This window comes from Pseudomonas sp. MIL9, from assembly GCF_016887925.1.
Taxonomy (GTDB): Bacteria; Pseudomonadota; Gammaproteobacteria; order Pseudomonadales; family Pseudomonadaceae; genus Aquipseudomonas; species Aquipseudomonas mohnii.
On record NZ_JAFEHE010000028.1, the window covers coordinates 26,562 to 39,903 of the forward strand.

The window sequence follows — 13,342 nt, forward strand, 5'->3', positions numbered from 1 at the left end:
AGCGATTCGTTTTGCAATAAGCTTCGTCTGATCGCGGTTCGAGCCGCTTTCCAGGTCGGCCACGCCGCCCGCTAACCGCCCCATTATCAGCCGCAGGCACCCGCAAGAATGCTTGCCACACCACCAAGGCAGAACACCTGATTGAACATCGATACCCGAATCAAATTCCGTCATCTGGTGTGTTTTCTCGAAGTAGCGCGCCAGGGCAGCCTGGCACGTGCTGCCGACAAGCTGGCGATCAGCCAGCCGGCGCTTTCCAAAACCCTCAAGGAACTGGAAACCCTGCTGGAAGCCACCCTGTTCGAGCGGAGCAAGAAGGGCTCGACGCTGACCGAGGCCGGTGCGGCCTTTCTGCGCTACGCCGGGCCGAGCGTGCAATCGCTGCGCGAGGGGGTCAACAGTCTGCGTTCCGGTGTGCATGAGCCGATTACCGTGCAGCTCGGCGTGCTGTCCACCGTCGAAAGCCTGCTGGTTCCTGAAGTGGTCTGCCGCCTGCACGACCGACACCCTGCCCTGGTGGTCAGTGTCATGACCGGGCCCAGTGCCTATTTGCTGTCGCAATTGCGGGTCGGCGAACTGGACCTGGTGGTGGGTCGAATGACCGATAGCCCGTTGATTTCCGGACTGACGTTCGAGCATCTCTACAGCGAGTCGATGACCCTGGTGGTGCGTGCCGGTCACCCGGCGCTCACCGCTCCACAGGGGCATAAAAATCTTGAAGACTATCCGCTGGTCTTGCCGTCGGCGGGAACGACGATCCGCAAATTCGCCGACAGCCTGTTTGTGCAGCACGGGATAACGCCGTCGCGCCAACGCCTGGAAACCCTCTCGGTCGCCCTGAGTCGGCGCTACGTGCAATGCAGTCAGGCGATCTGGGTGGCGCCCCATGACGCGGTCAGGCAGGACTTGAGGCAAGGTGAGCTGGTGGAGCTGGACCTGGGCATGCGCGAACCGGGCGGTTCGGTGGGGCTGTGCACCAATCCTGCATTACCCGTGACGCCAGCGGCGCAGTGGTGCGTGGAAGCCCTGCGCGAGATCGGCCAGGAATATCGCGAAGGACAATATCCATAACCATTTGGATATGGATAGAGTCGTTTTTTTCAATTTTGTATCAGGTCGCACAGGAGGAAACTGCGGTCACGAGTCACTGCCACGCAGTGCCCGCCTCCGTCCAACCATAACAACAGGAAAAACGACATGTCTGATGCGCACGACAGCCGCTTCGTCATTCGTGACCGTAACTGGCATCCAAAGGCCCTGACCCCCGACTACAAGACGTCGATCCTGCGCTCCCCGCGCCAGGCATTGGTGAGCATTCCCCAATCCCTGTCGGAAACCAGCGGCCCGGACTTTTCCCATTTGAAAATGGGACAGCACGATAACGATCTGCTGTTGAACTTCAATCACGGTGGCCTGCCCATTGGCGAACGCATCATTGTCGCCGGTCGCGTGTGTGATCAGCACGGCAAGCCGATTCCCCATACCCTGGTGGAAATGTGGCAAGCCAATGCCGGTGGCCGTTACCGGCACAAGAAGGACAGCTACCTGGCCCCGCTTGATCCGAATTTCGGCGGTGTCGGCCGTGCGCTGACCGACCGCGATGGCAACTACAGCTTCCGTACCGTCAAACCCGGTCCCTACCCTTGGCGCAACGGCCCCAACGACTGGCGGCCAGCCCATATCCATGTCTCCATCAGTGGCCCGTCCATTGCGACGCGGTTGATTACCCAGCTGTATTTCGAAGGTGATCCGCTGATCCCCATGTGCCCGATCGTCAAATCGATCTCGAATCATGAAGCGGTGCAAAGCTTGATCGCCAGACTGGACATGAGCATGGCCAATCCGATGGATTGCCTGGCTTATCGTTTTGATATCGTCCTGCGCGGCCAGCGCAAGACCCACTTCGAAAACCGCTGAGGAGGCCTGCGTATGCCCGTTCAACTTCTGCCTGAAACCCCGTCGCAAACAGCCGGCCCCTATGTGCACATCGGCCTGGCCCTGGAGGCTGCCGGCAATGCGCCGCGCGAACAGGAAATCTGGAACGACATGGCCAAGCCTGGCGCGCCAGGTGAACACATTTTGCTGCTGGGCCATGTCTATGACGGTAACGGCCACCTGATTCGTGACGCGTTCCTGGAGTTCTGGCAGGCCAATCACGATGGCGTCTATGACAGCGCTTACGACCTGGAAAAACCGTTCAACTGTTTTGGCCGTACCGCCACGACCGATGTCGGTGAATGGACGATCAACACCGTCAAACCGGGCGTGGTGAAAAACGCCGCGGGCGTTGCCATGGCCTCGCACATCAACGTGTCGCTGTTTGCCCGGGGTATCAACATCCACTTGCAGACCCGACTGTACTTCGACGACGAAGCCCAGGCGAATGCCGTGGACCCCGTACTGAATCTGATCGAACAACCCCAGCGGCGCGAATCGCTGATTGCCAGGCGCTGCACGGTTGACGGAAAGCTGGCCTACCGGTTCGACATTCACGTTCAAGGTGAAGCGGAAACCGTGTTCTTCGACTTCTGACGACGCAGGCACCGTGTAGAAACGGCCTCCCCTCTGCGGGAGGCTATCTGTGCCCGTCAAGACCCTCCCCCCGACGCTGGGTAAAGCGACCGGCCCTGGCGACTTCTCGAAGCCGGCGATGCGAGCCGTTCAATTCAGTATCGCGCGAAACAAGGTACCTGTACTTCTAGGCCCGTTGGCAACCGTGGCGTACGATTGCCTACGCTGTCGGCATTGGGTGCTTGATGGGCCTGGCAGGAATGATTGTTTCGATCCTGATCACCCAAACCGGTGCAGTTCATTCATTAAAGTAAGCGTCAACCATTGGTCGATTCTGTCTTCACGTAGCAACGTGCAATGACGGTCTTTACAGGCAACCTGACGGTTGATCGTTGAACGCGTGTCCGCATGACGTCGTGATTGGCTGGCAATACTGAACAGTGCATCCAGCCCGTCCCTGCTTATCTTTGCCGATCGCCGCTCTAGACTGGGTCACACCTTTCTCAGCTCAAGGAGCGTTGCGATGCCGAATCATTCAATCAACGGCAAAGTCGTACTGATCGCCGGTGGCGCAAAAAACCTCGGAGGGTTGATCGCCCGCGACCTGGCCGGGCATGGCGCCAAGGCGGTGGTCGTGCATTACAACAGCCCTTCCAGTGAGGCCGATGCGCACGCCACCGTAGCCGCCATTGAAGCCCTTGGGGCCAAGGCCGTGGCCTTGCAGGCCGACCTGACCACCGCCGGTGCCGTGGAAAAGCTGTTCAACGATGCAGTGCTGGCAGTGGGACGACCGGATATTGCGATCAACACGGTCGGCAAGGTGTTGAAGAAGCCGATGGCTGAGATCAACGAGGTGGAGTACGACGAGATGATGGCGGTCAACGCCAAGACTGCCTTCTTTTTTATCAAGGAAGCCGGTAAGCATCTGAACGACAACGGCAAGATCTGCACGATCGTCACCTCATTGCTCGGAGCGTTCACGCCGTTCTATGCGGCGTATGCCGGCAGCAAAGCGCCCGTCGAACAGTTCACTCGGGCGGCGGCGAAAGAGCTGGGACCTCGTGGCATTTCGGTGACTGCGGTGGGCCCAGGCCCCATGGATACGCCCTTTTTCTACCCCGCCGAGGGCGAAGATGCCGTCAACTATCACAAGAGCGCTGCGGCGCTGTCGCCTTTCTCGCGCACCGGCCTGACCGATATTGAAGATGTGGTTCCGTTCATTCGGAATCTGGTCGGTGAGGGCTGGTGGGTGACGGGCCAGACGATTCTGATCAATGGCGGCTATACCACCAAGTGACGAGCGATAAAGCGGTTGCACCCCGTGACAGCGCGCTGATAGTTTCCTGAACCACCTGGCCATGGGGTCATTATGAGTGCCAACTCGTCTACGGGTCACCCGCTGCTTCGCCATCGTGACGGTCACCACGCACGGGTGACGTTCGAGGAGCTGTTGTTCGATCTCGTGTATGTATTCGCCGTGACCCAACTCAGCCATGGCCTGCTCCATCACCTGACGCTGCTGGGCGTGGTGGAGACGCTGATCATGTGGTTTGCCGTATGGCTCGGCTGGCAGTACACCTGTTGGGTCACCAACTGGTTCAATCCGGAAATGCCCAGGGTGCGCGGGCTGATCTTCGCCATCATGTTTCCTGCGTTGCTGATGGCGGCAAGCATTCCCGAAGCGTTTGGCGATCGAGGGCTGGTGTTTGCGCTGGCCTATGTGCTGATCCAGGTCGGGCGTACGGCCTATATCGTTCTGCATTTGCCCAGTGAACACCCGCTGGCACCGAACTTCCGGCGCATGCTCGGCTGGATGGTAATAGCGGCTGCGTTCTGGCTGACCGGCGCGTTTTTGGAGGGGCCATGGCGAATTGGCCTGTGGCTGGTCGCGGTGCTAGGCGAGTACGTGTCGCCCATGTTCGGCTTTGCCCTGCCGGGACTCGGGCGCTCACGCACCAGTGACTGGACCATCGAAGGTGCGCACCTGGCCGAGCGTTGCCAGTTGTTTGTGATCGTCGCCCTGGGTGAAACGCTGCTGGCCAGCGGCGCCGTTCTCGCGGAGACCGATCATTGGGGGATTCCCGTGCTGCTCGGTTTGCTGACCACTCTGCTGGGCACACTGGCAATGTGGTGGCTGTACTTCGGCACTGCCAGCAAAGACGCTATCCACCGCATCACCGTCTCCGGCGACCCTGGGCGCACCGGCGCCAACTTCCACTACATCCACGCGATTCTGGTGGCTGGCATCATTGCTACGGCAGTCGGCAACGACTTGGTGATGGCCCACCCCGACCAGCACTTGAGCACGGCCTACGTGCTGACCCTGATACTGGGGCCGATGATTTTTCTGTTCGACAGCCTGCTCTACAAACGCGAGGTGTATCAGGTGATCGCCAAGTCCCACCTCGCCGGCATGGTCCTGTTACTGGCCCTCGTGCCGTTGGCCTACGCCACGGATCTGCTGATGGTCGGCACGCTGACCACACTGGTTTTATTGATCGTATGTTTTGTCGAATGGCGAGTGGTCCGGCGGTTTCGTGAGAAACAGGCAGGCGCTGTCATCGAGCATTGAAGGCCTATGGATAGAATCGAGCAATACCGCATCTTCGTTCAGGTGGCAGAGCTGGGCAGTTTCATTCAGGCCGCGCGGTTACTGAAGCTGCCGCGCGCGACCGTGTCAGCGGCCATTCAACAACTGGAAGCCAACACGGGCACCCGTCTGCTGCACCGTACGACGCGCAAGGTGTCGCTGACCACCGATGGCGCCCAGTTGTTGCTGCGCGCGCGTCAGGTATTGCTGGATATCGATGACATCGACCAGTTGTTCCAGAGCCATCAAGAACAGGTCATGGGCCGTCTCGAGGTTGATGTCCCAAACCGCATTGCCAGACGCCTGCTCATTCCGGCGCTACCCGAATTCCTGAAGCACCATCCGCGACTGCAACTGGGTCTGGGCTCCACTGATCGCGCGATAGACCTGGTGCTGGAGGGGGTCGATTGCGTGATTCGGTTTGGGACACCACAGAACAGCAGCCTGGTGGTGAAGCCTTTGGGTCAGGTGTTGCTGATCAACTGCGCGAGCCCCGAGTACCTGGCCGAGTTTGGTGTCCCCACACAGCCTGCCGACCTGCAAGACAAGCACCGCTGTATCGGCTATATGGCCGGCGGGACCACACAGGAAGCACCGTGGGAGTATTGCGTCGACGGTGTCGAACACTCGCTGGATCTGCCAGGGCGCTTGGTGGTCAACAACGCTGAAAGCTACATCGCTGCGTGCTGCGCGGGGCTTGGCCTGATTCAGGTACCGCTGTTCGATGTTCAGCACTTGCTGGAACGCGGCGACCTGGTGGAAGTCATGGCCGCTTACCGTCCCGCGCCCATGACCGTCTCGGTGCTTTACCCGAACCGGCGTCAGCGCTCTCGTCGGCTCGGCGCTTTCATCGATTGGTTTACCACGTTGATGGCGCCGTACCTGAAGGCTTGACCCACCCGGTTCCATGGGGGTAGCGCTTGACCTTCAAGGTCAAAAGGGTCGTGGCCGTGGCTATTTCAGCAACGGCTCCCTAGAACTTTTCTCTGTTTATCGGTCTATGTGGATAGGCACATCCACTCGGTAAGCACGCCCCCTGCTGGCTTACCGCAGCCGGATGGCCACACGTCCAATGGCCAATCAGAGGTTGTCTTCGTTCATGAAATTCCTTGTCCCACGGAAGGTGCTCTTCGGTCTGTTCGCGTTCGCGGCAATGGGCTCGGCATCCGCCACACCGATGAAGACCTCAACCCCTGTTTTCGCACCTGAAGCCGCAGCCGTTAAGGCGCCTGTCCACGCTGCCGACAACCCTTGGCCGACGTTGGCCGGTATGGCCGGCAAGCAGCCAGGGCCGTTGCTTGCCCATGACGACCGGGACTGGCATGACGACCGTTGGCACGATCGTAGGGACGATTGGCGCCGCGACGAGTGGCGCAGGGAAAACTGGCGCAGAGAGCAAGCCCGCCGGGAAGCTGAACGCCGTCGTGATTGGGAGCGTCACGAGGATCGGGCCATGCGGCACCGTTACGAGGACGATCACCGTTACTATCGCCGCTAGTGCGAAGCCAGGGGACACGCCGCCGACTACGCAGACAATGGGTAGCCAACCTGCAAAAACCGTGACCCGGCAGGTCAACTCCGATTGATTGCCCGAGCAACGGCGGCCTTCCCCCCCACCAACTCACCTGATCAAGTCACGATGCTTCGAACATCTCGTCGTATGGCTTGAGGGGGGACGCCAAAGCCGCGGATGAACACCTCGCGCATATGACGACGGTTACGAAAGCCGGTTTCCTTGGCAATCACATCCAGAGAATGGCGGCTTTGCTCGACCATGACCCGCGCCGCTTCAAGGCGTAGCCGCTCGACGGCCTTGGCTGGGGATTGCCCGGTTTCAGCCGTGAATATGCGGGTGAACTGGCGAGGGCTGAGGTGCACGGCCTCTGCCAGCTCCTCGACACTGAGCGGCCGGTGCGGGTGTTGTCGGGCATGGTTCAGCGCGTTCTGGATGCGGTCGGATTTCGGTGCGAGATCGAGCATTTCCGAGTGCTGTGACTGCCCGCCGGAGCGGCGCTGATGCATGACCAGCTTGTGTGCCACAGAACGCGCCACGTCCGTTCCCAGATCCTTTTCGACCATGCCGTCACCGCGCTGTATTCGGCGACCAAGGCCGCCATTCACTCCTACAGCCTGTCACAGCGTTTCATGCTGCGCGACAGCAGCGTCAAGGTCCTCGAAATCGCGCCGCCGTGGGTCGATACCGACCTGATTCACAAAAGTGGCGACCCTCGTGCGATGCCGTTGAAAGACTTTATTGCCGAAACCCTGGACAAGCTGGAGACAGCGACCACCGAGGTGATCGTCGACAGCATCCGCGCATTGCGCGCCAATGTGGGGCCGAACGAACATGGCCTGGTGGAGCAGTTCAATCAGTCGATCATCGACAACCCCATCCCCGTCGCCTGAGCCCGGCCGCCCGACCTCCTCTGCGAGGTCGGGCACTTTGTGCAGGCCTGGTCAGGCGCCTGTCGAGTCTGGCGTGCGGGCAGAGAAAATCGTCAAGCTCAATCCAGCTCAGCGAATCCCCGGACAATCAGGTCTCACTGACCGATCCAGATGCCCGTTCCATGATGGCGTGCGGTTGGGAATCGTCGGTTGGACCGGCTTCGGCAGCCAGCTTCAAGCGGTCGGCTTTACTGATGTATTTGTTCTTTTTGACCGGTGCCAGTTTGGCGCTCGCCTTTTTGGCCTGGGCCTTGAATAACTGCTTTAGTTTCTTTTGACGATTCATGTTTTCTACTCGGTTTTTCAGTTGCCGAATGATATCAGCTAACAATGCCGAGCCAGATCACTGGCGTGCTCTTTGCGTGGCTCAGGCGGCCCGGGGCGCCTTGGAACCTGATGTCAAATAAGTCAGAAGTGCCGCCAGCAACAGCACCGCTGCGCTCGCCACGAAAGTGCTCTGATAGCCATGGCGGTCGAACAGCAAGCCGCCAACGGTCGAGCCCAAAGCGATGGCCAACTGAATCACGGCCACCATCAGGCCGCCTCCGGCCTCGGCATTCCTGGGCAGAACTTGCGCTATCCAACTCCACCAGCCGACAGGCGCCGCCGTAGCCACGAGCCCCCAGAATCCAAGCAGCATGACAACGGCAATGACCGAGGCTCCAAAGGGGATCAGCGCCAAGGCGATCACAGCCATCAGCAAGGGAATGGTCGCGAGTGTCCGGAACAGGCCGCGCCTCAGGAACGAACCGACCATCAGGGTGCCGATAAAACCCGCTGCGCCCATCACGAACAAGATCAACGACAGCGTAGAAACATCAACCATCGTCACTGTTTCGAGGAACGGCCGCAGATAGGTAAACAGCACGAACTGCCCCATGAAAAAAGCTGCACATGCGGCCATGCCCAATGCCACGGCACGGTGCCTTAACAGTCTGAAGACATTCGCGGAGCCCGATGTGCGCTCACCCGCCTCCATGACCGGCAGACTGGTCCACAGCCAGACCAGGGCGATCGCCGCTACAGGTACCAGAGAGAAGAAAGCACCGCGCCAGCCAATGACCGCCCCCAGGTAGCTGCCCAGCGGTGCGGCGATCACAGTCGCCAACGCGTTACCTCCGTTGAAGATGGCCAAGGCCTTGGGCACCTGGCTGGCGGGCACCAGGCGCATGGCCGTTGCAGCGGACATGGACCAAAAACCACCGATGACCACACCGATGAGCGCACGGCCAACCATGTATGTCTGATAGTCCGGCGCCATTGCGACCACGACAGCGGATAAAGCCATCATCCCGGTCAGGGCCAACAACAGCGTCTTGCGGTTGACGGCTCCAGCCAACCAGGGGATCGACAGGCTGGTCAGTACCGCGAACGCGCCGGAGATCGCGATGCCCTGCCCGGCCAGCCCTTCAGTGACATGCAGATCATCGGCCATCGGCGTCAGCAGGCTGACAGGCATGAATTCCGAAGCGATCAACGCGAAAACGCACAGTGTCATTGCAAACACCCCGCTCCAGTACGCGGGTTGTTCATTGGCCTCAGGTATCGGGATAACAGTGGCCATCAGGGCCTCACTTTCATTCATATTCATGACTGGAATGGTGAGGCAAGGACTTTCCAGCGACTAGCTAATGAATACTTAATAAGGCTATAAGTACAACTAATCAATGAACTCAAGGGCAGTGGCGATATGGTCAGAAGGAACCTCAACGATTTACTGTCCTTTGTCACCGTGGCGCGAGAAGGGAGTTTCACCCGCGCCGCCTCGCTGCTGGGTGTTACCCAATCTGCCCTGAGTCAGGCGATCAGCGGCCTGGAAGCGCGCCTTCAGATCAGGTTACTGACACGTACCACGCGCAGCGTCTCGCCTACGGTCGCTGGCGAGCGGTTGTTGCAGGCCATCGGCCACCGCTTCGATGAAATCGAAGCGGAACTGGATGTACTGACAGAACTGCGCGACAAGCCAGCCGGCCTGGTACGAATCACCTGCGGCGATCACGTCCTGCGCAAAACCCTGCTGCCCAAGCTCACTCCATTGCTGCACCAATACCCGGATATCAGGGTCGAGTTCGATGTCGATTACGGATTCAGGGACATCGTGGCTGATCGTTTTGATGCCGGGGTCCGGTTGGGCGACACCATCGACAAGGACATGATTGCCGTGCCCATCGGGCCACCGTTACGAATGGCTGTCGTTGCCACACCCGCCTACTTTGCCACCCGTGCCATTCCGAAAAACCCACGGGACTTGATGGACCATAACTGTATCAACCAGCGCATGCAGACCTCCGGCGGGCTTTACGTATGGGACTTTGAGCGGCGCGGCAAGCAATTGAACGTGCGCGTAAACGGACAACTGACGTTCAACACCTCCGTCCACATCGTGGAGGCGGCGCTGGCGGGACTGGGCATTGCCTACCTGCCCGAAGAGGAATTTTCACCACATCTTCAGGAAGGCAGGCTGATGCGGGTACTGGAAGACTGGTGCCCCCCGTTCGCTGGATACTATTTGTACTACCCCAGCCGACGGCAACCCTCTCCGGCGTTTTCGCTTGTTTCCAATGCGCTGCGCGAGGGCGTCTAAAGGCGGAAAAGCCCCGGTTCAGTACATGGATAGAGCAGAGGCCTGCCGCCCAGCTGTCGAGCCTTTATCAGCGGGTTGATCGGCTCACTTTTTGATGGGGGTGACGAGCGTCTTTTCGCCAGTGTCGAGGACGAACACGGCCAACAGGCGTGCCGGTTCGGTGTCGCTGGCGTTGGCACTGACTTCGTGTACGGAACCCGGCTCTTCTACGAAGTTTTCGCCGACGTGGTAGATCTTTTCCGGCTGGCCTTTGACTTTGATGCGAAACGCACCCTCCAGCACCGTTGCATAGATGAAGGCCGTTTTCGGATGGGTGTGGGATGGCGACGCAGCGCCCGGCCCATACTCGACGACCACACCCTTCATGCTCTTGCCGGGGATGTTGGGAATGGGACGGTCAAACACGACGGTCACCTTGCCGGGGGGCGGCTCGGCGGCCGACGCTGTGCCGATCGACAGTGCTGCGAAAGCCGCAGCCAATAGATATCGGGTAACCATGGCAATACTCCTTCGAGGGTAAGTGTGATGACGGCGCGCCCCATGACCGGGGCGACGCCTTCCTGAGGGGCCGCTGGTGGCTTCAGCGACCGGCTTCGGCCATTGACCGGGTGAGCCAGTCTTCAAAACGGATCGCGCCCAGGCGCGGATGCTGGCCGGGGGTCAGTGATTGATCGTCGAGCACGGCGCCGTAGTAGCGCGCGTGCACGTCCGGTACGACCCGGCGAGTATCCCGAGTGGCCCGCAGAAAGCGCCTGACCAGCTCGTCAATCGGCATGGCCTCGGGCCCCGCGACTTCGACCGTGCCATTGAGCGGCGCTGCCAGCACTACATCGGTGAGTGCCGCCACCACGTCGTCGGACGCCAACGGCTGGATCAGCGCTGGCGATACATGAAGTTCTTCGCCGACGGTAAACGAATCGGCGATGCCGCCGACGAATTCGAAGAACTGCGTGGCACGCAAAATGGAGTAAGGAATGCCGGAAGCCTTGATAAGGCTTTCCTGGGCAACCTTGGCCCGGAAATAGCCGTTCTCGGGCAGCCGTTCGGTCCCGACAATCGACAGCGCAACGTGATGCCGAACACCGGCGGCCGCTTCAGCGGCCAGCAGGTTACGGCTGGAAGTTTCGAAAAACTCGAGGACGGCCTGGTCCTCCCACGACGGCGCGTTCGCCACGTCGACGACGATGTCGGCACCATCCATCGCCTGGGCCAGGCCCTCGCGGGTGATGCTGTTGACGCCCGTGCTGGGGCTGGCTGCGAGCACGTCATGGCCACGCTCGCGCAGGTTCTTCACAAGTTTTGATCCGATGAGGCCGGAGCCTCCGATGACGACGATTTTCATGGGCGTTCTCCACGTGTCGACGGCAAGCATTGCGTCGGTGTAAGGGGAGATTGCCTGCGCGCGCCTACGAAGTCCTTGTGCCTGCCGTGATTTTCCCTCCACGAAAGCTTGGTTTTACGTCCAAGGACATCGATGCCGGACGTCGTCTCTGCCGCCGACGGTGCGGCGGCTTTGGGGCTGCCGTATCATCAATCCCCAATACCAATCGTCAGTCGCCTGGGACACGGAGTTGAGGGCGCTTTGCCAGAGGATCCTCACCTTGCCATTCGTGTTTGAAGACTACCTGCTCGATGAGGAGCGCCGGGAACTGACCTTGCGCGGGCAAGTCGTGGCCGTCGGGCCGCAGGTTTTCGATCTGTTGCTGCTGTTCGTCAACAACCCTGATCGCGTCATGAGCAAGGACGATCTGCTCCAGGCGGTGTGGAACGGCCGGATCGTCTCGGAATCGACGATCACCAGCCACATCAATGCAGTGCGCAAGGCCATTGGCGATACCGGTGAGGAACAGCGCCTGGTGCGCACCGTTGCCCGCAAGGGCTACCGCTTCGTCGGCCAGATCAAGGTCAGCGGGAACGGCGAAACGCAGCAGCCGCAACTGACGGTCATCGATGAGCACTCGGCCACAGCGCCGAAAGCAATGCCCCCCTCCTTGCTCCTCCCGGACAAACCCTCGATTACCGTCTTGCCCTTCCAGAATTTGAGCGGCGATCCGGAGCAGGAGTATTTCGCCGACGGCATCGTGGAAGATCTGATCGCGGCCCTGTCGCGTATCCGCTGGCTGTTCGTCATCGCGCGCAATTCAAGCTTCACCTACAAGGGGCGGACAGTGGATGCCAAGGGCGTCAGCCAGGCGCTGGGCGTTCGCTACCTGCTGGAAGGCAGCGTGCGCAAGTGCGGGGAAAAAGTGCGCATCACCGGGCAACTCATCGACGCGACGAGCGGGACGCATATCTGGGCAGAACGCTTCGAAGGCACGCTCAACGACCTCTTCGAGCTACAGGACCAAATCACCGAAAGCGTCGTCGGCGCCATCGCGCCGCAACTGGAACGGGCAGAAATCGAACGCGCCAAGCGCAAACCGACGGAAAGCCTGGACGCCTACGACTACTATCTGCGCGCAATGGCAAAACTGCACAACGGCACCCGGGAAGCCCTCGATGAGGCGTTGCCGCTGTTCTACAAGGCCATCGAGCTCGATCCGGAATTTGCATCGGCCTATGGCATGGCAGCCTGGTGCCACTTCTGGCGCAAGATCAACGGCTGGATGACTGATCGGACGCAAGAGATCGCCGAGGGCATACGGCTTGCGCGTCTGGCGGTGACGCTTGGCCGGGATGATGCGGTCGCGTTGACCCGAGGTGGACATGCATTGGGCCATCTCACTGGTGATGTGGACGGCGGCATTGCCTTGCTCGACAGGGCACGCCTGCTCAATCCCAACCTCGCCCCCGCCTGGTTCCTGGGCGGCATCCTGCGTGCACTGCGCGGTGAAACGGACGCCGCCATCGAGCATCTGGCCCATGCCGTTCGCTTGAGTCCGCTGGATCCGGAAATGTTCAGGATGCAGATCGGAATGGCGCTCGCGCATTTTTTCACCGGACGCTTCGATCTCGCGACGCAATGGGCGGAAAAGGCGCTGGGCAACCTGCCCGGTTTCCTGCCCCCGGTGGCAGTGATCGCGGCCAGTCATGCCCTCAGCGGACGAATGGATAAAGCGAGGCTGGCGATGCAGCGTCTCCGGGAGCTGGATCCCGCTTTGCGCCTCGGCAACCTGAAAGACTGGCTGCCGATCCAGCGACCCGAAGATTTCGCGCGCTTCGTCGATGGACTGCGGTTGGCCGGTTTGCCTGAATGACCGTGGAACATTCAG

General features: G+C 60.2%; 13 protein-coding genes and 2 pseudogenes. 10 read left to right on the forward strand and 5 right to left on the reverse strand.

Going from position 1 to position 13,342, the window contains the following annotated elements; translation table 11 throughout:
- Window positions 1–141: 141 nt before the first annotated feature.
- From pcaQ to JQF37_RS25975, 7 genes are all read left to right on the forward strand, one after another.
- On the forward strand, window positions 142–1,071 hold the full coding sequence (pcaQ, locus tag JQF37_RS25945) for a pca operon transcription factor PcaQ (RefSeq protein ID WP_204149837.1): 930 nt from the start codon (window positions 142–144) through the stop codon (window positions 1,069–1,071).
- A 126-nt stretch (window positions 1,072–1,197) separates the two neighbouring features.
- The gene (gene pcaH, locus JQF37_RS25950; protein WP_047530324.1) at window positions 1,198–1,917 is read left to right on the forward strand and encodes a protocatechuate 3,4-dioxygenase subunit beta; all 720 of its coding nucleotides are present in this window, start codon (window positions 1,198–1,200) and stop codon (window positions 1,915–1,917) included.
- A gap of 12 nt (window positions 1,918–1,929) precedes the next feature.
- On the forward strand, window positions 1,930–2,532 hold the full coding sequence (gene pcaG, locus JQF37_RS25955) for a protocatechuate 3,4-dioxygenase subunit alpha (protein ID WP_103404972.1): 603 nt from the start codon (window positions 1,930–1,932) through the stop codon (window positions 2,530–2,532).
- A gap of 502 nt (window positions 2,533–3,034) precedes the next feature.
- On the forward strand, window positions 3,035–3,808 hold the full coding sequence (locus JQF37_RS25960) for an SDR family oxidoreductase (RefSeq protein ID WP_204149838.1): 774 nt from the start codon (window positions 3,035–3,037) through the stop codon (window positions 3,806–3,808).
- A gap of 72 nt (window positions 3,809–3,880) precedes the next feature.
- Complete coding sequence (locus JQF37_RS25965) at window positions 3,881–5,083, forward strand: low temperature requirement protein A (RefSeq protein ID WP_204149839.1); 1,203 nt, start codon at window positions 3,881–3,883, stop codon at window positions 5,081–5,083.
- A gap of 6 nt (window positions 5,084–5,089) precedes the next feature.
- Entirely contained in the window at window positions 5,090–5,995 is a 906-nt protein-coding gene (locus JQF37_RS25970) for a LysR family transcriptional regulator (RefSeq protein ID WP_204149840.1), read from the forward strand.
- A gap of 205 nt (window positions 5,996–6,200) precedes the next feature.
- Window positions 6,201–6,599 (forward strand): hypothetical protein, encoded by a 399-nt coding sequence (locus tag JQF37_RS25975; protein ID WP_204149841.1) that lies wholly within the window; start codon window positions 6,201–6,203, stop codon window positions 6,597–6,599.
- A 131-nt stretch (window positions 6,600–6,730) separates the two neighbouring features.
- On the opposite strand, the pseudogene JQF37_RS25980 reads toward JQF37_RS25975, so the two are convergent.
- A pseudogene (locus JQF37_RS25980) lies at window positions 6,731–7,183 on the reverse strand (helix-turn-helix domain-containing protein); the annotation flags it as partial.
- Here JQF37_RS25980 and JQF37_RS25985 point away from each other — a divergent pair.
- Window positions 7,181–7,507: pseudogene (locus tag JQF37_RS25985) on the forward strand (SDR family NAD(P)-dependent oxidoreductase); the annotation flags it as partial. The pseudogenes JQF37_RS25980 and JQF37_RS25985 overlap by 3 nt on opposite strands.
- A gap of 127 nt (window positions 7,508–7,634) precedes the next feature.
- On the opposite strand, the gene JQF37_RS25990 reads toward JQF37_RS25985, so the two are convergent.
- The gene (locus JQF37_RS25990) at window positions 7,635–7,832 is read right to left on the reverse strand and encodes a DUF2986 domain-containing protein (RefSeq protein ID WP_204149842.1); all 198 of its coding nucleotides are present in this window, start codon (window positions 7,830–7,832) and stop codon (window positions 7,635–7,637) included.
- Window positions 7,833–7,913: 81 nt separating this feature from the next.
- A complete protein-coding gene (locus JQF37_RS25995; protein WP_204149843.1) occupies window positions 7,914–9,110 on the reverse strand; it encodes an MFS transporter in 1,197 nt (398 codons plus the stop codon).
- A gap of 126 nt (window positions 9,111–9,236) precedes the next feature.
- On the opposite strand from JQF37_RS25995, the gene JQF37_RS26000 reads away from it, so the two are divergent.
- On the forward strand, window positions 9,237–10,130 hold the full coding sequence (locus JQF37_RS26000; protein ID WP_204149844.1) for a LysR family transcriptional regulator: 894 nt from the start codon (window positions 9,237–9,239) through the stop codon (window positions 10,128–10,130).
- An 84-nt stretch (window positions 10,131–10,214) separates the two neighbouring features.
- Here the strand turns inward: JQF37_RS26000 and JQF37_RS26005 are convergent, their stop codons facing one another.
- Window positions 10,215–10,628, reverse strand: coding sequence for a cupin domain-containing protein (locus JQF37_RS26005; protein WP_204149845.1), 414 nt, complete (start codon window positions 10,626–10,628; stop codon window positions 10,215–10,217).
- An 82-nt stretch (window positions 10,629–10,710) separates the two neighbouring features.
- A complete protein-coding gene (locus tag JQF37_RS26010; RefSeq protein ID WP_204149846.1) occupies window positions 10,711–11,472 on the reverse strand; it encodes an SDR family oxidoreductase in 762 nt (253 codons plus the stop codon).
- Between the two features lie 259 nt (window positions 11,473–11,731).
- Between JQF37_RS26010 and JQF37_RS26015 the strand changes: the two genes are divergently transcribed.
- Window positions 11,732–13,327, forward strand: coding sequence for a winged helix-turn-helix domain-containing protein (locus JQF37_RS26015; protein WP_204149852.1), 1,596 nt, complete (start codon window positions 11,732–11,734; stop codon window positions 13,325–13,327).
- Window positions 13,328–13,342 lie beyond the last annotated feature (15 nt).

What these genes read in the sequence shown, in the direction of transcription:
- JQF37_RS26010 (WP_204149846.1), bottom strand. Translation starts at nt 11,472, where the DNA reads ATGAAAATCGTCGTCATCGGAGGCTCCGGCCTCATCGGATCAAAACTT.
- JQF37_RS25965 (WP_204149839.1), top strand. Translation starts at nt 3,881, where the DNA reads ATGAGTGCCAACTCGTCTACGGGTCACCCGCTGCTTCGCCATCGTGAC.
- JQF37_RS25975 (WP_204149841.1), top strand. Translation starts at nt 6,201, where the DNA reads ATGAAATTCCTTGTCCCACGGAAGGTGCTCTTCGGTCTGTTCGCGTTC.
- pcaG (WP_103404972.1), top strand. Translation starts at nt 1,930, where the DNA reads ATGCCCGTTCAACTTCTGCCTGAAACCCCGTCGCAAACAGCCGGCCCC.
- pcaH (WP_047530324.1), top strand. Translation starts at nt 1,198, where the DNA reads ATGTCTGATGCGCACGACAGCCGCTTCGTCATTCGTGACCGTAACTGG.
- JQF37_RS25970 (WP_204149840.1), top strand. Translation starts at nt 5,090, where the DNA reads ATGGATAGAATCGAGCAATACCGCATCTTCGTTCAGGTGGCAGAGCTG.
- JQF37_RS25990 (WP_204149842.1), bottom strand. Translation starts at nt 7,832, where the DNA reads ATGAATCGTCAAAAGAAACTAAAGCAGTTATTCAAGGCCCAGGCCAAA.
- JQF37_RS26005 (WP_204149845.1), bottom strand. Translation starts at nt 10,628, where the DNA reads ATGGTTACCCGATATCTATTGGCTGCGGCTTTCGCAGCACTGTCGATC.
- JQF37_RS26000 (WP_204149844.1), top strand. Translation starts at nt 9,237, where the DNA reads ATGGTCAGAAGGAACCTCAACGATTTACTGTCCTTTGTCACCGTGGCG.
- JQF37_RS25995 (WP_204149843.1), bottom strand. Translation starts at nt 9,110, where the DNA reads ATGGCCACTGTTATCCCGATACCTGAGGCCAATGAACAACCCGCGTAC.
- JQF37_RS25960 (WP_204149838.1), top strand. Translation starts at nt 3,035, where the DNA reads ATGCCGAATCATTCAATCAACGGCAAAGTCGTACTGATCGCCGGTGGC.